The sequence below is a fragment of the Mycobacterium sp. 852013-50091_SCH5140682 genome (assembly GCF_001665685.1).
Classification (GTDB): domain Bacteria; phylum Actinomycetota; class Actinomycetes; order Mycobacteriales; family Mycobacteriaceae; genus Mycobacterium.
Genome location: NZ_LZTB01000072.1, coordinates 1 through 21476, shown reverse-complemented (window position 1 = coordinate 21476; position 21476 = coordinate 1). Strand labels below are relative to the sequence as shown.

General features: G+C 63.1%; 20 protein-coding genes and 1 pseudogene. 8 read left to right on the top strand and 13 right to left on the bottom strand.

Going from position 1 to position 21476, the window contains the following annotated elements:
* A complete protein-coding gene (locus A5784_RS20340; RefSeq protein ID WP_064946703.1) occupies positions 1–1377 on the top strand; it encodes an FAD-containing oxidoreductase in 1377 nt (458 codons plus the stop codon).
* On the opposite strand, the gene A5784_RS20335 is transcribed toward A5784_RS20340, so the two are convergent.
* From A5784_RS20335 to A5784_RS20295, 8 genes are all read right to left on the bottom strand, one after another.
* A complete protein-coding gene (locus A5784_RS20335) occupies positions 1328–1975 on the bottom strand; it encodes a flavodoxin family protein (protein WP_197514814.1) in 648 nt (215 codons plus the stop codon). The genes A5784_RS20340 and A5784_RS20335 overlap by 50 nt on opposite strands.
* 2 nt (positions 1976–1977) lie before the next feature.
* Complete coding sequence (locus A5784_RS20330; RefSeq protein ID WP_064946702.1) at positions 1978–2496, bottom strand: SRPBCC family protein; 519 nt, start codon at positions 2494–2496, stop codon at positions 1978–1980.
* Entirely contained in the window at positions 2493–2810 is a 318-nt protein-coding gene (locus A5784_RS20325) for an ArsR/SmtB family transcription factor (protein ID WP_062830435.1), read from the bottom strand. Before A5784_RS20325 ends, A5784_RS20330 begins: the two co-directional genes overlap by 4 nt.
* Positions 2811–2967: 157 nt before the next feature.
* Positions 2968–3588 (bottom strand): TetR/AcrR family transcriptional regulator, encoded by a 621-nt coding sequence (locus tag A5784_RS20320; RefSeq protein ID WP_064946714.1) that lies wholly within the window; start codon positions 3586–3588, stop codon positions 2968–2970.
* Between the two features lie 29 nt (positions 3589–3617).
* Positions 3618–5363: an ABC transporter permease subunit gene (locus A5784_RS20315; protein WP_064946701.1), complete on the bottom strand. Its 1746-nt coding sequence runs from the start codon at positions 5361–5363 to the stop codon at positions 3618–3620.
* A complete protein-coding gene (locus A5784_RS20310; protein ID WP_064946700.1) occupies positions 5360–6460 on the bottom strand; it encodes a polyamine ABC transporter substrate-binding protein in 1101 nt (366 codons plus the stop codon). The genes A5784_RS20315 and A5784_RS20310 overlap by 4 nt, the downstream gene beginning before the upstream one ends.
* 20 nt (positions 6461–6480) lie before the next feature.
* A complete protein-coding gene (locus A5784_RS37670) occupies positions 6481–7611 on the bottom strand; it encodes an ABC transporter ATP-binding protein (protein ID WP_232006163.1) in 1131 nt (376 codons plus the stop codon).
* Positions 7608–8822: an agmatine deiminase family protein gene (locus A5784_RS20295; RefSeq protein WP_232006165.1), complete on the bottom strand. Its 1215-nt coding sequence runs from the start codon at positions 8820–8822 to the stop codon at positions 7608–7610. Before A5784_RS20295 ends, A5784_RS37670 begins: the two co-directional genes overlap by 4 nt.
* 506 nt (positions 8823–9328) lie before the next feature.
* Between A5784_RS20295 and A5784_RS20290 the strand changes: the two genes are divergently transcribed.
* The 3 genes from A5784_RS20290 (at position 9329) to A5784_RS20280 (ending at position 13462) form a co-directional block, all read left to right on the top strand.
* Positions 9329–11080: an amidase gene (locus tag A5784_RS20290; protein ID WP_064946697.1), complete on the top strand. Its 1752-nt coding sequence runs from the start codon at positions 9329–9331 to the stop codon at positions 11078–11080.
* Between the two features lie 139 nt (positions 11081–11219).
* A complete protein-coding gene (locus A5784_RS20285; RefSeq protein ID WP_064946696.1) occupies positions 11220–11975 on the top strand; it encodes an MBL fold metallo-hydrolase in 756 nt (251 codons plus the stop codon).
* Between the two features lie 167 nt (positions 11976–12142).
* Complete coding sequence (locus A5784_RS20280) at positions 12143–13462, top strand: serine hydrolase domain-containing protein (protein ID WP_064946695.1); 1320 nt, start codon at positions 12143–12145, stop codon at positions 13460–13462.
* A gap of 5 nt (positions 13463–13467) precedes the next feature.
* Here the strand turns inward: A5784_RS20280 and A5784_RS20275 are convergent, their stop codons facing one another.
* Complete coding sequence (locus A5784_RS20275) at positions 13468–14034, bottom strand: TetR/AcrR family transcriptional regulator (RefSeq protein ID WP_064946694.1); 567 nt, start codon at positions 14032–14034, stop codon at positions 13468–13470.
* 589 nt (positions 14035–14623) lie between these two features.
* Between A5784_RS20275 and A5784_RS39845 the strand changes: the two are divergent.
* From A5784_RS39845 to A5784_RS20265, 3 genes and pseudogenes are all read left to right on the top strand, one after another.
* Positions 14624–14845, top strand: a pseudogene (locus A5784_RS39845) (hypothetical protein); the annotation flags it as partial.
* Positions 14846–14935: 90 nt separating this feature from the next.
* The gene (locus A5784_RS20270; protein ID WP_064946693.1) at positions 14936–15133 is read left to right on the top strand and encodes a hypothetical protein; all 198 of its coding nucleotides are present in this window, start codon (positions 14936–14938) and stop codon (positions 15131–15133) included.
* A 131-nt stretch (positions 15134–15264) separates the two neighbouring features.
* Positions 15265–16014 (top strand): GNAT family N-acetyltransferase, encoded by a 750-nt coding sequence (locus tag A5784_RS20265; RefSeq protein WP_064946692.1) that lies wholly within the window; start codon positions 15265–15267, stop codon positions 16012–16014.
* A gap of 119 nt (positions 16015–16133) precedes the next feature.
* Here A5784_RS20265 and A5784_RS20260 read toward each other — a convergent pair whose 3' ends face one another.
* The 3 genes from A5784_RS20260 to A5784_RS20250 all read right to left on the bottom strand — a co-directional run bounded on the left by A5784_RS20260 (position 16134) and on the right by A5784_RS20250 (position 20175).
* Positions 16134–18203, bottom strand: coding sequence for a PhoX family protein (locus A5784_RS20260; protein WP_064946691.1), 2070 nt, complete (start codon positions 18201–18203; stop codon positions 16134–16136).
* A 314-nt stretch (positions 18204–18517) separates the two neighbouring features.
* Positions 18518–19312, bottom strand: coding sequence for a thioesterase family protein (locus tag A5784_RS20255; RefSeq protein WP_064946690.1), 795 nt, complete (start codon positions 19310–19312; stop codon positions 18518–18520).
* Entirely contained in the window at positions 19309–20175 is an 867-nt protein-coding gene (locus A5784_RS20250) for a RecB family exonuclease (protein ID WP_064946689.1), read from the bottom strand. Before A5784_RS20250 ends, A5784_RS20255 begins: the two co-directional genes overlap by 4 nt.
* 84 nt (positions 20176–20259) lie before the next feature.
* Here A5784_RS20250 and A5784_RS20245 point away from each other — a divergent pair, with 84 nt between their 5' ends.
* A complete protein-coding gene (locus A5784_RS20245) occupies positions 20260–21099 on the top strand; it encodes a tRNA (adenine-N1)-methyltransferase (RefSeq protein WP_197514812.1) in 840 nt (279 codons plus the stop codon).
* 12 nt (positions 21100–21111) lie between these two features.
* Here A5784_RS20245 and A5784_RS20240 read toward each other — a convergent pair whose 3' ends face one another.
* Positions 21112–21405 carry a DUF503 domain-containing protein gene (locus A5784_RS20240; RefSeq protein WP_064946687.1) on the bottom strand — a complete coding sequence of 98 codons (294 nt, stop codon included), beginning with the start codon at positions 21403–21405 and terminating at the stop codon, positions 21112–21114.
* Positions 21406–21476: the final 71 nt, after the last annotated feature.

Here is a 21476-nt window from a genome sequence, read left to right as displayed (position 1 = left end):
GTGACCGAGCCAGAGCAGTTTGACGCCATTATCGTTGGGGCTGGGCAGGCCGGCCCGTCGCTGGCCGGACGACTCACAGCCGCAGGCAGCACCGTCGCAGTCATCGAACGCAAACTGGTCGGTGGGACGTGTGTGAACACCGGGTGTATCCCCACCAAGACCTTGGTGGCCAGCGCCCACGCCGCGCACATCGCCCGCCGTGGCGCCGAATACGGTGTCGGCACAGGCGAAGTCACCGTCGACATGGTCAAGGTCAAGGCCCGCAAGGACGGCATCATTCAGGACGACCGCCACGGGGTGGAGGCCTGGTTGGAGAACATGGACGGCGCCTCGCTCATCCGTGGCCACGCCCGGTTCGTCGATCCGCACACCATGGATGTCGATGGCAGGCTACTGCGTGCGGATCGGATCTTCCTCAACGTGGGCGGCCGCGCCGTGGCTCCGGACTTTCCAGGCCTGGCCGATATCGACTACCTGACCAATGTCGGTATCCTGGAACTGGATTCGGTACCCGAACACCTCGTCATCATCGGCGGCAGCTACATCGCGCTCGAGTTTGCGCAGATGTACCGGCGCTTCGGGGCCAGGGTCACCGTCGTCGAGCGGGGCCCGCGGCTGACGTCGCGGGAGGACGAGGACATCTCGGCCGCTATCAAGGAGATCCTCGAAGCCGAGGGGATCGACGTCGTGCTCAACGCCACCGGAATCCGGTTTATCAAGCACAACAACGGGTTTGAAGTTACCCCGGCCGACGGGGCCGCGCCGATCGCGGGAACGCACGTGCTGGTCGCGGTCGGCCGGGTGCCCAACACCGACGATCTCGGCCTGGAGAACGCCGGTGTGCAGACCGACAAACGCGGTTACATCGTGGTGGACGACCAACTGCGCACCAGCGTCGAGCACATCTGGGCGATGGGGGACTGCAACGGCAAGGGCGCCTTCACCCATACCTCCTACAACGACTACGAGATTGTGGCGGCCAATCTGCTCGACGACGATCCGCGCCGCGTCAGCGATCGTGTCCCCACCTATGCGCTGTTCATCGATCCGCCGCTGGGCCGGGCTGGGCTGACCGTCGACCAGGTGCGGGCGTCAGGACGAAAAGCGTTGGTGGCCACGCGCCCGATGAGCCGCGTGGGTCGCGCGGTGGAGAAAGGCGAGACGCAAGGGTTCATGAAAGTGGTGGTCGACGCCGAGACCGAGGAGATTCTCGGTGCGGCCATCCTCGGCGTCGGTGGCGATGAGGTCATCCACAGCATCCTCGACGTCATGACGGCCAAGCTGCCCTACACCGCCATATCACGCACCATGCACATCCATCCGACGGTCAGTGAGCTGGTGCCGACGCTGCTGCAGGACTTGCAGCCGCTGGACTGAGGCTGCGGCCGATGTTCAATTGGCGGGTCACCAAGGCGACACGCGCGCCGAGGTGTCTGCACGTGGCGACGTCGGCTGGGTGCACCTGGTCGGGGTTGGCGTCCACGTTGGTCTGAGCGCCTGCACCCAGGAAGAAGCCGAGCCGATTGAGATCGTCCTCGCTGCTGAACGAGGTGTTCCAGCCCGGGCCCAAACCCAGGTTCACCCAATGCATGTGGTGCTGGGCTGCGAAGACCGCCAGGGAACTGAGCGTGTTCAGCTTGTCACCGCTCTTGCCTCCTGAGTTCGTGAAGCCGGCCGCGACCTTGTCGCGCCAGGTGCCGTTGACGCAGCGCCGTCCGGTCTTTTCGGCGAATACCTGGAACCCGGCCGACACGTTGCCCATGTAGGTGGGGGTACCGAAGATCATCGCGTCGACACCGTCGAGGAGGTCCCATTGGGCCTCGGTGATGGCGTCCACCGCGATGAGGCTGACGTCGGCGCCTGCGTCGCCTGCACCGGCCGCCACCGCGCCGGCGAGGGTCGCGGTGTGCCCGAAGCCCGAGTGATACACCACCGCCACGGTGGGCGCTGCGATATCAGAACCGTTGTGCGACATGACTATTTCCCTTCCCATTGCTGCCCTAGCATTGCTGCCACTTCTTGATAGCGCTGACCCCAGTCGGGGAGTTCGTTGCCTGCCAGATGCGCTTCCAGCCGGTCCAGGTAGGCGTGGGTGCCGGGATGGAAACCCTGGCCGTCGCGGACGGTGAGCCCGCGGTGGGTGAATCGCAGCAGGGTGCCGTCGCCATCGGGCGTGAGTTCGTAGCGCACGACGCCGGCTTCGGGGGCCGACAGCACGGCCTGGTTCCACTCGTGCTCGAACACCCGCGGCGGGTCCCACACCCGGATCCGGCCGGTCATCTTCTTCTGCTGCGGCGGGATCGGTGGCGAATGCGGGATCATCTCGATCGTGCCGCCCTCGCGGGCGTCGATCGTCGTTTCGCCCATCCATTGGTTGCGCTGCGCCGGCTCGGTGATCGCGGCCCACACCGCCTCGACCGGATAAGGCAGGCGCCGCTCGAAGTTCAGCGCGGCCTGGTCGCCCTCAACCGTGAGTTTTCCTTCGCGGCTGGTCATTTCGTCTCCTTGTGGGTCGATTCGAGGTGACGCTCCAAAGCGTCGAGGTGGTTGGTCCAGTAGCGGCGGTACCGCTCGATCCACGCGTCGATCTGCACGAGACCGTCGGCCCGCAGCGCGTAGATGCGCCGCTGCGCATCGGGCCGGACCTCGACGAGGCCGACCTCGCGCAGCACCTTGAGATGTCGCGACACGGTCGGCTGGGTCAGCCCGGGGAGGGTGGCAACCAGTTCACCGGCGGTGCGCTCGCCGTCGGTGAGTGCGTCGAGGAGGGCCCGTCTGCTGGGTTCCGCGACGGCTTCGAAGACGTCCATGCGTCGAGTATTGCAGGCTGTCTATATAGATGCAAGCGAATATAGAAGGGGGGCGAAATCTGTCAGCTGAGGGGCATCATCCGCTGATGTGGTCAATTCTCCCGATGGGGAGGGCAGGCCGCCGTTCGGTCGTTAATGGCGGGAAAGAAACGCTCGTTCAGACTTTCGTCTGTTTGGAACCGATTGGCTCAGGAATACCGAGCTCGAGGCTGATGGCGCCGCTCAACAGCGCACGCGCTCGCGCGAGCGTGAGGGAACCGCTATGCCAGCGTTCACTGAGCCCTTCGACGAGGGAGGTCAGTCGCTCGGCGGCATCGTCGGCCTGCACATGTGCTGCGACGGTCAGGTCCGTTTGGGCGCGGCGAATCAACTGAGCAACCTGTGCGTTCCAGGCCGCCGTTGTTGCTTTAAGCGGTTGTCGCAGTTCTTCATTGAAGACGGCGCTCGCACGTAGTTCGCCCCACGCGATGCTGTTCTGGCGAACGGCGTCCTTGCGCTGCATCTCGAGAAGCAACAGTTCACAGATCTGAGCGCTGGGCTCTGCTGTCCTGACTTCGTCGTCGGTATAGCGCTGAGCGTTGGCATTTATCGCGTCGAGTGCTGCGCGAAGAATGCCAGATCGATCGCTGAAGTAGTGGTAGATGAGCGCCGGCGAAACACCGGCCTGGGCGGCAAGCTTTTCTATCCGCAGACCTCTGACACCGTCAGTTGCGATGACGCGGACAGCGGCATCTAAGATTTGTGTCTCGCGGCTGGTGGGAGTTGAGCGTTCCGCCATGGTGACAGACTCTAGGCGACGATTGGACATCATCCGCCGGTCAGTCCGCTGAGAAAAGAGCGCCCATGCCCGGCGCGCGCAAGGACGGCGGCTGTGAGACAGACGGCTAGTGCGGTGGCGGCCATCATCAGCGTGGACGCCGCCGCCGCGTCTCCTTTGAGGCCAGTGCGCAGCGTGGAGTAGATCACGACCGGCAGCGTGGTGGAGCCTACCGTCGACACGATGCTCGAGGCGATGACGTCATCGAGCGAGAATGTCGAAGCCAGCACGGCGCCAGCGGCGATCGCTGGTGCCGCGATCGGCAAAAGGACCCGACGTAGCACCTGCAGCGGAGTGGCGCCAAGGTCTGCGCCAGCGGCGAGGAGGTTGGTATCGAGGCTCTTCAACCGAGCCGATACGACGAAGGCGACCATCACCGTCGATACGACTGAATGAGAGATGACCAGGCGGGTCGTGCCGTCAGCCATCAGCGGTCCCGTTTGCAGGTAGAGCATCAGCGAGCCTGTAGCGGCAACGATCTCGGGCGTCACGAACACCACCATCAAGATGACAGTCAAACCACGTCGGATCACCGCATGGGAATTGGCCAGCGCTATCCCAGCAAGCGTGCCGATGAGGAGGGCAATCACCGTTGATAGCACGGCGACAAGCACCGACTGCCCGACGGCATCTGTCAGCAGGTTGTTCTCCGGGATAGCCGCGTACCAGCGGAAGCCGGGACCGTCCCAGACGGCCAAGGACCTGCCTTGATTGAAGGAGTACGCGGCGACCGTCAGTATGGGTGACCATAGAAAAACGAGGAAGGCCACGCCGTATACCCGCAGCACAGGCTCCGAGACCTGGCGCCTTACGAGCGGTAGGTTCGGGCGAGGCAGCCGAGCGGCGAGATCTAACGGCCGGAGCAGGTGCAACACCCTCCGTAGTCCTACACACAGTAGTCCGGCCAGGCTGAGCACGACGGCAACGAGGACGATGAGAAAAACGGCCGCAGCCGCACCAAGGGCCCAATCCTGTGTGACCAGAAACGAATCAGAGATCAACGCGCCGACAACGAAGACATTGACCCCGCCCAGAACTGCTGGGGTGACGTAATCGCCCATCAGCGGAATGAAGACCAATACCCCGGCGCTGATCAGGCCCGGCCGGGCTGCGGGGACCGTTACTTGCCAGAACACGCGCCATGGCGAAGCACCCAAGTCCCGTCCAGCCATGCGTAATGCTGGATCGAGGCGATCCAAGGCGACAACAATGGGTAGCACCGCTAGGGGCAAGTAGTTGTACACCACGCCGAGCTGAGCCCCGGACATGCTGTCGAGCATTCCGTGACAATCGATTCCGAACAGCGTCGTCAACGGCCCGTGCTCACCCAGCAGCAGTCGCCATGAATATGTGCGCAACAGGAAAGGCATCCAGAAAGGCACTATGACACCGATGATTGCCAGGTACTTCCACTTGCCAGTCAGTTTCGTCGATATCAAGTAAGCCATCGGAAACGCGATGGCCAAGCACAGCATGGTGCCAACGGCCGACAGTTGTACGGTGTTCATGAACGCCACACGGAAGGTGGCGCTACCCACCTCGCGGTAGCGATCCAAGCTCGGCGCGCTCAAATCAACGAGATTCGAACCGAATAGGTTGGAAGATCCGAAACTGAACGCTGAGACCATCGCAGTCGGGATCAGGAAGAACAGGCACAACCAGATGAAGGCGGGTGTCGCTGGGAGAAGGCCGCGCGAGCTGAGCCGCAGGCGTGCTCTGTAGTTGGTCAAAATCATTGCGAAGCCCTCGCTTTGAGCCGCTGGAACGCCGCTGTCGATTGTTTGCGAGCATCTTCCGTAAATTGGGCAGGAATGAAGCGATCTGGGCTTACGCCGTCGTCGAAGAACACGATTTCGGGAAACGGAGTGTCCGCCGGCATCTGAGCGCGCGACGCTTGAACACCGGTGTAGTAGCCGGTTTGGAGCGTCTCTTCGGCCGCCCGGCCAGGGTCCAGGAGATACTGGACGAACGCGTGTGCTGCAGCTGGATTCGATGAACCTCTCGGCATGATGAAGTGGTCAACGTACAGGTCCGTCTTCGGCGATCCGAGTGCGAATCGCAGCGTTGATGGCCCATCCATCAAAGCGCTACGCGCGTCGCCGGTAAACGTCTGCGCCAATACAATTGCGCCGTTGGACAATTCGGCCCTCGGATATGAGTTGAACTGTTTTAGATGAGGGATGACGTTATGTCCGAGGTAGTTCTCGGCCGCCGCGTAGTTAGCCGGATCTGTAGTCTGATCATCGATCCCGTTGGCCCAGAAATACGAGCCGATCACTGAAGGTGCCCCGTCGATGACCGATGTGCGTCCACGCACAGCGGAGTCGGCCATGTGAACAAAGAAGTCGTTCCATGACTGCAACGGCTGAGCAATCAGCGAGCTGTCCCACACGTACCCGGTGGACCCACCTGATTTCGGTATCGCGTATCTGTTTCCTGGATCCCAGGATTGATTCAGGAAGGTCGGCGTGATTCCTGATAAGCCGGGAAGACGTTGCTTATCCCAGGGTAGAAGCGCGTGGGCTGCTACCAGTTGTGGGACGTATGCGCCGTCCATCACGACAAGATCGTAGCCGCTCGTACCCCGGCTGAGGCGTAGCTTTGCCAGGGCCTCTTCAGCTGAGGCGTACGCGTCGATTTGAATCTTTACGCCGGTAGCCTTCTCAAAGGATTCGATGTTCTTGGGCGAGAAATACTCTGCCCAAGAGTAGATCCGTAGCGTGGAGCCCGACTTCACTTCGGTTGGGTAGTTGGGGACCTCGACGCCTTCGGCTTCGGGGCCCGAGCCGCACGCCGTCAATGTGAGCACGGCGGCGACGGTGATCGACAACAATTTGACGAATGTTCTATGGATCAATCTTCTGGGCTTCCGGGCTCGACAAAAATGCTGACTTGAGAGGGGTGCCACCAGCACCGGACACAGTCGGCGACTTTCGGTACTGGGCGCCCGTCGCGGGGAACGCGGGCGATGAGGTTGAGTCCGTCGGCATGGACGAGTACAACCGTGCAGATGCCGGCGATGCTGACTCCACGGACTATCCCGCAAACACTGTTGACTGTATCTGGAGCGGCACACGTGGATTGGGTGTCTATGTTGACGTGCTCAGGTCGTACCAGGGCCACCGCCGGGCCGATTGTGCGAGAGTCCACCGCCGCGACGCTGAGCTTCGGGTGCCTCAGGATGCCGCGGCTGTCACATCGGCCGCTGATTTCATTCTGTTCCCCGACAAAACCGGCGACGAACCGGTTGGCTGGCCGGTCGTACACGTCCTCCGCGCTGCCGACTTGTTCTAGCCGTCCGTTGGACATGATCGCGATCCGGTCCGCCAGGCTCAGAGCCTCTTCTTGGTCGTGACTGACGAGAATGGTAGTTACGCCCAGTTCCTGTTGGATGAGCCGTATTTCGATCTGCATGGCTTGCCTCAATGCGCGATCGAGCGCGGACATCGGCTCATCAAGGAGCAACACCGCCGGACGATCGACAACGGCACGGGCCAGCGCGACACGTTGTTGCTGGCCGCCGGACAGGTTGCTCACCGATTTGGGTCCAGCGTCGCCGAGCTGAACGGCTGCCAATGCCTCAGCGACCCTGCGATCGACTTCGGAGCGCTCGACGCCCTGTTGCCGCAGCGGAAAAGCAACATTGTCGGCGACCGTAAGGTGGGGGAACAATGCGTATGACTGAAAGACGGTGTGAACGTTTCGGCGATGTGCCGGGACGCGCGTGACGTCGCGACCGGAGATTGAGATCGCCCCCCGATCGGGCGCTTCCAACCCTGCGAGCATCCGCAGCGTTGTCGACTTGCCACAGCCGGAAGGGCCCAACAATGCTAAGAATTCACCGGATTCAACGCTCAGGGTGAGCCCGTCAACCGCGGCCCTACGTCCGTATTGCTTGGCAAGGTCTTGAACGACGATGGATCCCGGCGCCACTGGTGTTTCGGCACCAGTTTGGCTGGCCGGCCTGGTCTCGATTTCGGTCACCGCGTGGGGCCTGCGACTGGAACCTGCATTGTGATGCAGTGCGGGCCGCCCCCACCGAACGCGATTACCTGCCCCGCCACTCCGAGGACTTGCCTGTCCGGAAACTCCGCTCCGACTGCGGCTAGCGCTCGTTCATCGTCTTCGCCGTTACCGCTCGTGGGCACGACTACGACGCCGTTCGCGACGTAAAAGTTTGCGTACGAGACGTATTCGTCGACACCGTCAACTTTGAAACCGGACCAGAGATCCAGTCCGCTCACCTTTACCGTTCGTCCGCCAGCATCGGGATGGTCGCGCAGGTAGCGCAAATTCCGCGCCATCGCCTCGTGATTGACGTTGTGTGCATCGCTGCACGTCTGCGCGATGATCCGGCCCGGGCGCGTAAAGGTGGCTACTCCGTCGACGTGCCCGTCGGTGTGCCGGTCATCGAGGTGTCCGAATGGAAGCAGCAGCGTGGTTTTCGCCCCAAGTGCAGCTCTCAAAGTTGCCAAGATGTCGTCCGCAGAGAGATCGGGGTTGCGATTGCTATGCAGAATGCACTGGGCGGTCGTGATCAGGGTTCCATCGCCGTCGACGCTGAGAGCCCCGCCCTCGAAAACCATGTCGACTCCGACTCGCTCGATCCCCAGATGGTCCAGCACTAGGCGGGCCAGATTGGCATCGGCGCCGTAGGGCAAGAACTTGCGTCCCCAAGAATTGAAATTGAAGTCGACGCCGAGGCGGTGACCTTGGGCGTCCTTGACTACGAGTGGACCGTTGTCCCGGATCCAAGAGTCATCAACGTCGGCCTCCAGCACCTCTACATTGGTAGTGCCGCAGTAGTCGTAGACCTCTGCCGAGGTGCCTGGCAGAGCGATGACGGTGACTGGCTCGAAGTCGGCGATCGTTCGAACGACAGTCGCATAATCGCGCTTGGCTTCGTCAAATACGCCGCGCCACAGGCTTTCACGCGTCGGCCAGGTCAGAAGGGTCCGTTCATGTGGTTCCCATTCAGCCGGCATCCGGTAGTTGGCAAGTCGCGGGTCGACCTGCGGTTTGGCGCGGCGCGGGACAGCCTCCAAGCCATGTGGTGCCAGCTCTGAACGGTAGGTCGGTGCGATCGCGGGATCTTCGGTGTGAGGAGCGGTGCCGGTGGAGTCAATTGTGAGTGATGCCATAGCCGCCAATATGCCGTTGATTGAAAATTTAGTCAATAGATAGCGGCGGTGCATCTTGGCCACCGCTGCTCGCGCCAGAGTGCCGGATTGCTTGCCCTAGCGACGCGAACGAACTCGGCGAGACGGCTGCGGAATGCAACCGGTGCAATGGGCAGAAGGCACGCGTGGGCTCCGCATGCGCTGTCGCCGTGCTGAACTCATCCGCCAAGCTCTGGCCTAGCTGGGCCGCGCGTTTAGCCAGTACGGCAATAGCATTCGGCATACTCAAACCGCCGGTCGACGCCCCGACAGTCGGTAACCGAATAGTTTCATTAGTGGCCAAGCGACTCGCCGAAACGACCCGCACCGCGCGTGGTTCCAGGCAATCGCGCATCGTCGCCGGCGCGGACGGTCTATGGTTGTCAGAGTCGCCGAGCGCTTCCAGCGGGTTCGCGCGATGATCACGCAGGTGGCGCAGGGTTCGCCGCCGGCCCTCCGACCAGGCGGATGCGGTCCATTGCCACGTTGTTCCTTGCGGAACGGATCCCACCGCGCCGAGTCGGAATCCTTCTTTGTACTCGATGAACAAGATCGGAAAGGACGATGATTCAGTGACGCGGTTCAACGTTGTGGAAGCGAGCATTGCGCAGCTTCGCCGTGCGTTGGAAGACGGATCGGCAACCAGCGAACAGCTGGTCAGCAGCTATTTGGAGCGCATTGAGGCTTTCGACCGCAGCGGCCCACGCCTCAATGCAATGGTGGTCATGAATCCAAACGCACTCGTTGACGCCCGTGCTTCTGATCAGCGCCGCGAGGCAGGAGAAACGCTGGGCCCGCTCGACGGCATCCCATACACAGCGAAGAACAGTTATCTCGCACGTGGACTGACCGCCGCTGCCGGCTCACACGCATTCAAAGACCTTGTCGCTCAGCGTGATGCATACACGATTGAGCGGCTGCGCGCTGGGGGAGCAGTCCTCATCGGCCTCACCAACATGCCGCCGATGGCGAACGGAGGTATGCAGCGGGGCGTCTACGGGCGTGCGGAAAGCCCATACAACCGCTCTTACCTGACATCGGCTTTCGGCTCGGGATCCTCCAACGGTTCAGGAACGGCGACCGCCGCGAGCTTCGCGGCCTTCGGTCTGGGCGAGGAGACCTGGTCAAGCGGGCGCGCGCCCGCGTCCAACAACGGGCTTTGTGCCTATACGCCTTCGCGCGGCGTGATATCGACGCGGGGCAACTGGCCACTGGTGCCTACCATGGACGTCGTCGTACCGCACACCCGAACCATGGCAGACATGCTCGAGGTTCTCGACGTCATCGTCGCAGACGATCCAGACGCCAGAGGAGATTTCTGGCGAATCCAGCCCTGGATCGAGATTCCACGATCTTCACTAGTGCGACCGCACTCGTATCCATCGCTGCTGCCCGAAGATGCGGTCGAAGCAAGGAATACGCTGTCCAGCAGGACATTCGGCATCCCAAAGATGTACGTGAACGACGATCCGGAAGCCGGCACCGGCAATGCACAGGGAATCGGCGGGGCTACCGGGCAGAGCATCGAGACTCGGCAGTCGATCATCGACCTCTTCGACGCGGCTAAGACAGTGCTCGAGGATTCCGGCGCCAAGGTGACACTTGTGGACTTCCCGGTCGTCTCCAATTACGAAGGAGACCGCGCTGGAGCCCCCACCATACGTACTCGGGGCCTTGTCAGCCCACAGTTCCTCGACCGCGAAGCCCTCGACCTGTCAGCTTGGGCCTGGGACGACTTCTTGCGCGCCAACAACGATCCCAACCTCAATACACTCGCCGACGTGGACGGCACGCTGATCTGGGTGCATCCCAACGGGGCGTTGCCCGACCGGTTCGATGGCTTTAACGACTGCGTCAGCACGTATCCAGAGTTCATTCGAACGCACCCGATCGTGGATTTCACCACCATCCCGCACGTTGCCGAGGGTCTGCGGGGTCTCGAAGAAACCCGTCGTGTGGATTTCGAGGATTGGATGGCCAAGCTCGGTCTCGACGCGGTGATCTTCCCCGCGGTCGCCGATGTAGGTGCGGCCGATATGGACGTCAATTCGGCCTCGGCGGACCGTGGCTGGCGTAACGGGGTATGGGTTGCCAACGGCAACCTGGTGCCGCGACACCTGGGGATTCCCACCGTGACGGTGCCGATGGGCACGATGGCCGACACCGGGATGCCGGTGGGTCTCACCTTTGCGGGCCGAGCCTACGACGACAACGCCCTCTTGACGCTCGCGGCAGCGTTTGAGGCGACCGGTGACAGGCGCAGTGCACCAACAAGAACTCCCGCCCTGCCTTGATTTTCCCTGCAGCTATGCACACCAGGAGGTATCAATGATCAGGCGCCGCTTCCTAATCTCGGCCGCCACCATGGCAGTGGGTTCCGCATGCGTCGCCGGGTGCTCACACTGGCAACCGCGGAGGGGAACGAAACTGCCTGTGGCTGAGGGCAGTTGGTATCGGAAGAGCGAGGATGCCGGACGCCTGGCCTGCTATACCGAGCCGTATGCCGATTCCATCATCAGTGCCAATATCTGGCATCTGCGGGGGCCCGACCGTGATCTCGTCTTCGACACCGGCCTCGGTGTAGCTTCGTTAGAAGTCGGTATTCCAGAGCTATTCAAGCGCGATCCGATTGCATTCGTTAGCCATTGGCATCTCGATCACTCCGGTGGCGCGCACGAGTTCTCCGACGTGCGCATTCACCATCGGGGCGTTTCTGCGCTCAATGCGCCACCCAAAGCGTCATTGAAAGGCGCTGACCTGGCACGCGAACTCGGGATCCACGACCCGCTGGCCGACACGCTACTGACCGCGATCCCGGATGCCGACTACGACATCGAACAGTACCGGGTCCGACCAGTCGCGAAGCCGACATCGATTCCGGACAGAGGACGAATCGATCTTGGCGGGAAGACTGCGCTGACCATCGTGCACATGCCGGGGCACACGCGCGACAGCGCGGTAGCGTTCGATGAACACACGGGCGATCTCTTCGCCGGTGATGTGGTGTACGAGGACGCGGAGAACGGACTTCTCGACTACACCTCAGATTCCTCTGTGGAGGACTACATACGCTCGTTGACTTTGCTAAAGGATATGAAAGTGGCCCGTGTCCACCCGGGACACGGGTCCACGTTCGATGGAGCGATGCTCTCGCGGATCATCGAGTACTACTTGGCGGAGCACCGCTAGCAGGGCGGCTCCTGCGGCGCCACAGTATGAGTATTTGTCGACGTTGGATATTGGTTTGAGAACCTGAATGTACATATGTACATTCGAGTCGACAGAACGCGCGGATGGTTCCATTCCGCTGGATGCTGCTATGAGGGCCAATCGACCGCAGGAGGGAAAGTAGTGCCATGGGCGCGATGACTCGGCGGCAGGTGATGCTTTCTGCGGTGGCGGGGGCGGCGACAGTTGGAATTGCAGCTTGTCAGCGCACCGGCTTTAAGGAGGACGAACGACTCGTGGGTGATATCTCTCCACTTCCCGTCGGCATGAAAACCCACTTCCAGCGTCTGACTGACGCTCAGCGGATCCGCGGATGCAGTGTTGCAGCGGTAACTCGGGACGCGACTGTCTTTGCGGATGCATGGGGCACCGCTCGCGACAATCGGGAAATGACGCCGGCCAGCACCCTGAACATCGGATCGGTGAGCAAGACGGTTACCGCTACTGCTGTGATCCAGCTGGCCGCTTCACATCGGCTTGATCTGGATTCCGATGTGAACGATATTCTCGGGAAAAGCAACGTCTATGGCCCTGTCAGAGTGCGCAGCCCCTACCATCCTGACGTCCCAATCACCGTTCGCCACCTGATTACCCATTTGACGCCGCTGGCCAGCCCTCTTGAACCCGGAGCTTACGGCTACTCGTATCGCGTAGGGCCGATGGCCGACCCCGCAGAGATGGGGCGCTGGCTGCACGACTTCCTCACACCGCCGCCGCGGGGTTGGACGTACTCTATGGGGAATTTCACGAAATCCGTTCCAGGACAGTCGCACCTGTATTCCGATATTGCTTTCAATCTGGCTGGGCACCTCGTCTACGCGGTTACGGGCCGCTACTTCGCCGACTACTGTCGAGATTCGATCCTCAGGCCTGCTGGGATGAACCGTTCCGATTTCAGTCGGGACAGCTTGGATGAGGCTGATCGCGCCGATCCGCATGCGTGGTTCGAGAACGGCGTAAAGCGGGGAATGTGGCCGGATTACCGAAATCTGATTCCGCAAGATATACCCGATGACTTCACCGGTCATGTGGCATATGCCCCGTACACCAGTTGTCTGCTGGCAGACGGTGGGCTGCGGTCGAATGCGCTCGATTTGGGCCGATGGGCACGAGTGTGGCTCGGCGAGGGCACCATCGACGGGACGGAGATCCTTGGCAGACGGTGGGCTACCGAGGCCCTGTCGGACCAGGTCTCTGCTGCGGTTCTAGCCGCATCCGATGCTCCGTTGCCGATGATCTCTCAAGGCTTTGCCTGGCATCGAGTGGCAGGCGATGCAGATGGTGTTTGGCAGCATGCGGGCAGCGAATTTGGCACGGCTTCGTACGTAATGCTTGATACAAAGCGCGGGGTAGGTGCGGCCGTGGTGTGCAATACCGAGATCCAGCTCGAAGGAGATCCCCGCGTCGAGCTGTTGCATCGGCTCGTGGATGCCGCCGCTCGCGGCTGATGTGGTCAGTGGTGCATGAGGGCGGTCAAGGTGTCGATGAGCAGGCTGCGGTCGATGGCGATGTCATTCAGCGCAGCGTGGATAGTTGCGCCGTCCGCGAATATCCCTACCGCCGTTGCGCGGTCGCGCCCAATGTGAGGTTCGAGGGCCTGGACGAGACCGTCGAACCACCTCAGCGCATGTTGACGCAGGTTGGGATCCTTTGCGGCGGCGCATATTAGTGCAGTTTCCGCGCGTGCCGTCCGCGGGTCATGCAATTGGGGAAGGTACTTGTCGGCCAGCGCGGCGGGCGACGGGCCGTGGCTGTCGAGTGTCTCCCGCAGTTGGGCAATGTCATCGTCCACCTTGTCGGCGAGAAACTTCATGGCGGCAAGCCGGATATCGTCCAGGGACGAGAAATAGTGTGTTGTCGAGCCCAACGGGACCCGCGCTCGGGCAGCAATCTGGCGGTGGGTGAATTCCGTTGATGCCTGCTCGACGATCAGTTCAGCAGCCGCGACGACTATTTCATGACGGCGCTTGTCTGGGTCCGGCGAGACTCGGCGAGTCGTTGCCTTGTTCGGCTTAGCCATGGACGCTCCTTGCGAGCCAGGTAATGAACAAAGTACATTACCTGGCTCGCTCATCTGCTCGGAGCATGAACGCCCCCAGGATACTGCGCAGGAACGCCTCGACATCCCGCGGTGCACGACTTGGATCAATGACGCTCCGAGAGTCTCGAGTCACACGACTGGTCGACGGTTGCACGCGCTGATCGTCGCTAGGCTTAGTATGAGCGAGGAGTCACGACACCAACCGCGGCATTCTCGAAAAATGCCCGGTACGGCAAAGTCACGCACACACGCGACTGACTGCCCCTGAGTTCGCGGCCATCAAGCGGAAATAGTTGCGGAGTAGGTACTTGAGCCGCGACAGGCGCCCTCCACGGAATTGCTGAACCCTCTAGCCCACCCGGAGAATGACGCGAGATCGGTTGCAGTAGAACTGGTTTGAGGCCAATCGCGCGAACTGGAACGAACGCGCGGCAATACACGCGGCGCGTGACGGCTCCGCATACCAGGTCCGGGGATTCATCGCTGACCCGTCCTTGCTGTCCGACGTAGTTGAGTTCGAGCTGCCAATCCTCGGCGACGTCACCGGTAGGCGCGCCGTACACCTCCAGTGTCACATCGGCGCGGACACGATTTCTCTGGAGCGTCTCGGAGCCACGGTAACTGGACTCGATTCTCCGAGGGTTCCATAGCTGAGGCTCGCGTCCTGGCTGCTCAAGCTGGTGCAGCTGCGCAGTTCGTGCATGCCGACGTTCATCAAGCGGCGGAGGCTCTCCCACGCCACAGCTTCGACCTCGTTTACACCGGAGTCGGGGCCCTGTGCTGGCTACCCCGAGTAGGCGCCTGGGCTGAAGTTGTGGCAGTACTACTCGCACCCGGCGGCTCCTTGGTGATGCGTGAGGGACACCCGATCTTGTGGGCAATGGACGAATCCCTAAGCGATGGGCCGCATCTGCGCTATTCGTACTTTGAACACGGCGAACCGCTGACCTTCGACGACGACCAGACATACGTCCCGACCGACAAGTCCATCCAGGCATCGAAGACCTACGAGTGGAATCACTCGCTCGGTGAGATCATCATCGCTCTCATCACCAGCGGCCTTTGGCGGCGACCGTGAAATCCGTTGAGACAACGGGCAGGTGTTCAGCGGCACGGGAAAATACCTTGCCGATTGCGCGGAGCCCCTGGAAGATACGAAGCGTCCCGACCACGCGTCGTACCAACCCCTAGCGCTCCCAGGAGTTCACTGTGTCTGACTTCTCTCCGTTCATCATCGACTACTGGGCGACGGCATTCAGCGGGAAACCTTTGCACAGCAACGAATACGTGACGATCACTGTGAACCCCGATCTCGATGACGACCAACGTGTCGCCGTCCTGTGGACCGCCGAAGATCACCGTGTAGCGATAACCGTCGCCCCTGCCGTCGCAGATGTGTTGTCTAAAGACATCGCCGTTCTGGGTAATCCGACTGAGACGGACATCCGGGTAGCGATCGCCAATCGAGGTATTGCGCTGAACGATGCCGACAATGTGTTTTATCTTACGAAATCCGCGGCAGAGGACGTCCTGGGCGACGCAGGATCAACCAACGTCCGCCAGCTCACTGACGCTGATACCGACATGTTTGCGGCGTTCAAAGCAGGTGTCTCCGAAGAAGACTGGGACAGCGCGTATGTCGAGCTAGACCACTGGGCAGTATTCGGCGCGTTCGACGACCACGAGCGTCTCGCCTGCATTGGCAGCATGTATCCATGGGACGACGAGTTTCCACTCGCGGATATCGGAGTGCTCACTCTCAGCTCCGCACGCGGTCGAGGCTATGCAAAGACATTGGTGCGGGCAATGTTTCGTTACGCACTCGCCGAGGGCTACGAGCCGCAGTACCGGTGTCAGCTCGACAACGCCGCCTCGAACGGGCTCGCCACCCGCCTGGATTTGCAGCTGTTCGGCCGATGGGAAGCCGCAATTCCCGCCGCCGGCACTGCCAACGCATGAACCGCGCGGCGTGGCGAACTGCGCAACAGGGCGGGTTCGGCTTCTGACTTGGCTGTTTCGGAGTCTGATTGTGCGCGGGGCCATCTCGATTCTCGCGGATGGGGAGCGGTGGGTGCGGCTCAGACGCCGATCGCGCCGCCGTCGCGCCAGACCGCGACCACGGCGGGCCGGGCGGGCGCCGAACCGCCGTCGGGCCAATGTGAGAGTGGGTTGTCCAAGCTGTACTCGTCGCCTTCACCCGGATGTTGTACGCACACGGTGACCAGGTCCTCGGTGATCACTGGTCCACAGGTTTCCGCGCCGATGGGCACGGTGAGGAATTGTTTGGTCTCACCGCGATTCGGCCCGTCGAGTGCGATGGCGAACAATCCGTCGTTGGACTTCAGCGCATTGCCGTCGGTGGAGATCCACAGGTTGCCGTGTGTGTCGAACGCCAGGTTGTCCGGGCAGGAGATCGGGCTGACCTTGGCCTTGTCGAAGCCTGCATAGTAGGTGTCGGCGGCTTTTGGATCACCGCACACCAGCAGCAGATCCCAGACGAACGTCGTGCCGGCATGGTCGTCGGTGATCTCCAGGATCTGGCCGTTCTTGTTCTCGTTGCGCGGGTTGGCCGCATCGGCGGGAGCCTTCCCACTGGTGCCGCGCTCGTCGTTGTTGGTCAGCGCGACGTAGACCTTGCCGGTGTGCGGATTGGCTTCGAAGTCCTCGGGCCGGTCCATCTTGGTGGCGCCGGCCGTGTCGGCGGCCAAACGGGTGAATACGGCGACCTCGGGCGCGGTCATGCCGTCGATGAGCGATTCGCCCGACCCGTTCGGCCCGGACCTCAGCAGCGGAATCCAGGTGCCCGAACCGGAGAATGAGCCCGTTGCCGGCAACTTTCCGGAGCCGTCGATGTCTGCGGCCGGGATGTCGCTGGTGAGCTTGGCGACGTAGAGGGTGCCTTCGTCGAGGATCGTCATGTTGTGCGCGACGACGGCGGGGTCGCCGTTTTCCCATCCGGGCCGAATCTTCTTGGCGGACACAAACTTGTACATGTAGTCGAAGCGTTCGTCGTCTCCGGTGTAGGCGACGACGGTGCCATCGCCGGTGACGTAGATGTTGGCCGATTCGTGCTTGAACCGGCCGAGCGCGGAATGCTTCACCGGTGTCGACGCCGGGTCCCACGGATTGACCTCGATGACATAGCCGAATCTGTTCACCTCGTTGGGCGTTCGGGTCACGTCGAAACGCGGATCGAACCTCTCCCAGCCGAGTTCCGATGGTTCGGCGGTGATGCCATACCGCTTGTGGCGGTCGGCGTCCCGTCGGTCGGGCGCCGGCCCGCCGGCGACACCACCGAACTGAGCGTTGAAGTTCTCCTCGCCGGAAAGGACGGTGCCCCAGGGCGTTACCCCACCGGAGCAGTTGGCGAAGGTGCCTGCCACGGTCCGGCCGGTGGGGTCGGCGGGGGTCTTGACGAAATCGGTGCCCGCCGCCGGACCGGTCAGGCTGAACGGCGTGTCGGCTGTGATCCGTCGGCTGTAGTGACCGGGCACGGGCCGCAGCGCACCGTCTCGGGTGCGCTCGACCTCGACCACGGTGAGGCCCACTGCGGCGATCTCGACGTCGAACTGTTCGCGGGTGGGAGCTGCGGCGTCGTACCCGGGGAACATGAACTGCGGCGTGACGTATTCGTGGTTGGTGACCAGCAGGAAGTTCCTGGCCCGGCCGGGGATGGGTAGCAGCGCGGCGAAGTCATTGTTGAAGCCGAACTGCAGCCGCTGCGCGGCACCGGATTGGTTGTGCACGTCGAACGCCGGGGCGTCGGGCAGAACCGGATCGCCCCAGGCGATCACCATCTGCTGGCGGTAACCGTCGGGGATCACCACGGTGTCCTCGGTGTTCGGGGCGACGGAGGCAAAGCGCATACCTGGTGGTGCCTCGCCGGTCGCCGGTGGTGTGTCGGGAACGTCCTCACGTCCGCACGCGGCCAATGCGGAGCCGGCGCCGACGGCCAATACGGTGACGCCGGCGGCCCGCAGGAGTGATCGGCGGGAAATCTGCTGGACTATGTCGCCGAAGTACTCGTTGTTACTGGTGTTCGGCACCGGTTTCGAGCAGGCGTCACCGCACCGGTACCGACAGGTGACGTGTTGGCGCGATGACATTCCGCGGTGGGCAACAAAGAGATTCAACGGTATGAGCGCCATGGCGCGCAGATCCTTCCGCTCGGCACCGGTGGCGGGCTGAGCACCGGTGACGGCGAAACTACGGCAGTTTGGCAATCAGCTGTGAACTAACTGGTTAACTGCTGGCAACATGGTCAGCTGGTGGGTCGATGGAGAAGCGTTCCAGCGCCGCTCGGGTGCGTTGCCCGCCAGTCTCTCGGAGAGTGCCGACCGGCGGTTGGTTGGCCATGGTCAGCGTTCAGAGTCGCCTCGGCGTTCAGCCGGGCGAAGCCACCGGATGTGCCGGTGACCACAATGGTGTAGCGACTCATGAAAGTTTGTCTCGTGGTGGGACGTCAGCGTCGCAGCACGAGCAAGGTTTGTGCTGAGGTGCCGATAAACCCTTGCCGGTCAAAGAGTTCCGCAGTCGTCACCCCGACGCCGTCGGGTCCGATGGAGCCCCGCGCGCGCAGGGCAAAGTCCGATCCGATCGGCAGCCGGTGCAGGTGCACCGCGGTGTCTGTGTTCATGAACACGAACTTGTCGGGGTCCAAGGCGGCGCCCGCGCCGTTCGCGGAATCCACCACGAGAGCCAGCCGCTGAACCGCCGTGGTCTCCTCGTCGTCGACGACCGGGGTCAGCGCCCGCAACCACACCACCGAAGCCCCGGCATCGGTTCCGCGCTGGCGCCGCCAACTCACGGTCTCCAGATAGCCTGCCGCGCCCTCCCAGTCGTGCGCCACATCCGTCTGCTCGCCTTCGACGAGCGGGGCGAAGCGATCGGTGGCCACATCAGCCGTGTCAGCGGTGGCAAGCAGCCACACGCTCACCCGGGCCACCGCTCGCCACTGACCGTCGGGCCGCTGTGCGGACATCTCGGCGACGGCCAGCGATATCCGGGCGCCCGGCCGGTCGACCCAGGCCCGGACCCGCAGCGGCGCAACAGGTATGGCGCCGAGGATGTCAAGCGTCAACCGGCCGATGCGCAGACCCGACGGGGCCATCAACTCCTCGATGGCCTTGGTCAACAAGGCCAGCGGAGGTGAGCCGTGCTGGATCGCCGGATCCCAGTTGCTCCGGGTGTCGGCGGTGGACTCGAACAGTTGAAAATCGCCGTCGGCGGGCAGCCGACGGTAGTGGCAGCCGATCATGCGGCAGGCTCTGTCGGGGCAGGCAACTGCTCGGGCCAGCCGGGGTACGGCGGCGGGGTGCCGCCGAACGCGGGGCACAGGGCCTGATGCGCACACCACGAGCACAGCCGCGACGGATTGGGTCGGAAATCGCCTGTGGCGCCCGCGGTTTGGATGGCGCGCCAGATCGCCATCAGGGTGCGCTCGAACCGCAGCAGTTCGTCGGCGTCGGGCGAGTAGTCGAGCACCTGACCGTCGGCGAGGTACACCAGGCGCAGCCGGGCCGGCATGACGTCGCGCGACCGCAGGAGCGCGACCGCGTAGAACTTCATCTGGAACATCGCCTTGAACTCGGCCGCAGTGCGCGCCGCGGGTGGCGCCTTGCCGGTCTTGTAGTCCACCACGCGCAGCTCACCGGTCGGTGCGACGTCGATGCGGTCGACGAACCCGCGCAGCAGCGTGCCGTCGGTCAGCTCGACGTCGATACGCAGCTCGCAGCTGTCCGGGTCGAAACGCGTCGGGTCCTCCAACCGGTAGTAACCCGACAGGAGCGCACGTGCCTCGTCGAAGAGGGCAGGGGATACGGTCTCCGCCAGATCGGGCTCCGCGGCCACCACCTGGGCCCAGGCGGGCTCGATGAGGGACAGCGCGGTGTCGTGTACCCGCTCGGCCGCCGGGAGCCCGTACAGCTGTTCCAGGGCGGCGTGCACCAGCGATCCGCGCAGTTGCGCCGGGGACCGCGGCTCCGGCAGTCGGTCGATGGCGCGGAAGCGGTAGAGCAGCGGGCATTGCTTGAAATCGCTGGCTCGCGACGGCGAGAGTGCCGGCCTGCGCAGCGGCCCGGCCGGCTCGGCAAGCGTGGTTGCCGCCGTCACCTCACTCATACCGGCAGCCTATGACCGGGTGCCGACAATTTTGCGGCAACCCGCGCACCCGGCGCGGCGGGGCTACTGGCAGGCTGGTGGACCGTGCCAAGGACCGGACCGTTCGCCGTGGGTGACCGCGTGCAGCTCACCGACGCCAAGGGCAGGCACTACACGATGGTGCTGACGCCGGGCGGGGAATTCCACACTCACCGCGGGATCATCGCGCTCGACGGGGTGATCGGCCTGCCGGAGGGCAGCGTCGTCAAATCCACCAACGGCGACCAGTTCCTGGTGCTGCGCCCGTTGCTGGTCGACTACGTGATGTCGATGCCGCGCGGGGCGCAGGTGATCTACCCCAAGGACGCCGCGCAGATCGTGCACGAGGGGGACATCTTCCCTGGCGCGCGCGTCTTGGAGGCGGGCGCCGGATCGGGTGCGCTGACGTGTTCGCTGCTGCGCGCCGTCGGGCCGGGTGGCACCGTGATCTCCTACGAGCTGCGCGACGACCACGCAGTGCATGCCGAACGCAACGTCGTCACCTTCTTCGGCGAGCGACCGGCGAACTGGGATCTGGTCATCGCCGATCTCTCGGAGTACAGCGGTCCCGAGGTGGACCGGGTGGTGCTCGACATGCTGGCGCCGTGGGAGGTGCTGCCCACGGTCGCGCAGGCGCTGGTGGCGGGCGGCGTGCTGATGATCTACGTCGCGACCGTCACGCAGCTGTCCCGGGTGGTGGAGGCGCTGCGCGAGCAGCAGTGCTGGACCGAGCCGAGGGCGTGGGAGAGCATGCAGCGCGGGTGGCACGTCGTGGGTCTCGCGGTGCGTCCGCAACACACCATGCGGGGGCACACCGCCTTTCTGGTCAGCGTGCGCAAATTGGCCCCGGGCGCCGTGGCGCCGATGCCGTTGCGGCGCAAGCGTCAGCTCGGCGGCAGCGTCTAGCCACCCGCCCGGTCAGTCGTCGCTGCGGCTCAAGCCGCGCCGGGTGGACAGCAGGTCCACCTCAGGACGCGCCGCGATGAGCCGCTCGGCGGCGTCGAGCACGTCGACCACGTGGGCGTGGTCACCGGCGACGACTGCGATACCGATCCCGGCGCGACGGTGCAGCTCATGGGCACCGGTTTCGGCGGCCGACACGGCGAACCTGCGATGCAACTCGGCGATGATCGGCCGGATCACCGACCGCTTCTGCTTGAGCGAGCGGACGTCGCCGAGCAGCAGATCGAATTCCAGCCAGCCGATCCACATCCGACGCTCAGGGGGTCGGTGTCGGGGGAACCTGTCTCTTATACACATCTCCGAGCCCACGAGACTACGCT

Coding starts and splice junctions, on each gene's coding strand:
- A5784_RS20335 (WP_197514814.1), bottom strand. CDS start 1,975: ATGTCGCACAACGGTTCTGATATCGCAGCGCCCACCGTGGCGGTGGTG.
- A5784_RS20330 (WP_064946702.1), bottom strand. CDS start 2,496: ATGACCAGCCGCGAAGGAAAACTCACGGTTGAGGGCGACCAGGCCGCG.
- A5784_RS20325 (WP_062830435.1), bottom strand. CDS start 2,810: ATGGACGTCTTCGAAGCCGTCGCGGAACCCAGCAGACGGGCCCTCCTC.
- A5784_RS20320 (WP_064946714.1), bottom strand. CDS start 3,588: ATGGCGGAACGCTCAACTCCCACCAGCCGCGAGACACAAATCTTAGAT.
- A5784_RS20315 (WP_064946701.1), bottom strand. CDS start 5,363: ATGATTTTGACCAACTACAGAGCACGCCTGCGGCTCAGCTCGCGCGGC.
- A5784_RS20295 (WP_232006165.1), bottom strand. CDS start 8,822: ATGCACCGCCGCTATCTATTGACTAAATTTTCAATCAACGGCATATTG.
- A5784_RS20290 (WP_064946697.1), top strand. CDS start 9,329: ATGAACAAGATCGGAAAGGACGATGATTCAGTGACGCGGTTCAACGTT.
- A5784_RS20280 (WP_064946695.1), top strand. CDS start 12,143: ATGGGCGCGATGACTCGGCGGCAGGTGATGCTTTCTGCGGTGGCGGGG.
- A5784_RS20275 (WP_064946694.1), bottom strand. CDS start 14,034: ATGGCTAAGCCGAACAAGGCAACGACTCGCCGAGTCTCGCCGGACCCA.
- A5784_RS20270 (WP_064946693.1), top strand. CDS start 14,936: ATGGACGAATCCCTAAGCGATGGGCCGCATCTGCGCTATTCGTACTTT.
- A5784_RS20260 (WP_064946691.1), bottom strand. CDS start 18,203: ATGGCGCTCATACCGTTGAATCTCTTTGTTGCCCACCGCGGAATGTCA.
- A5784_RS20255 (WP_064946690.1), bottom strand. CDS start 19,312: ATGATCGGCTGCCACTACCGTCGGCTGCCCGCCGACGGCGATTTTCAA.
- A5784_RS20250 (WP_064946689.1), bottom strand. CDS start 20,175: ATGAGTGAGGTGACGGCGGCAACCACGCTTGCCGAGCCGGCCGGGCCG.
- A5784_RS20240 (WP_064946687.1), bottom strand. CDS start 21,405: ATGTGGATCGGCTGGCTGGAATTCGATCTGCTGCTCGGCGACGTCCGC.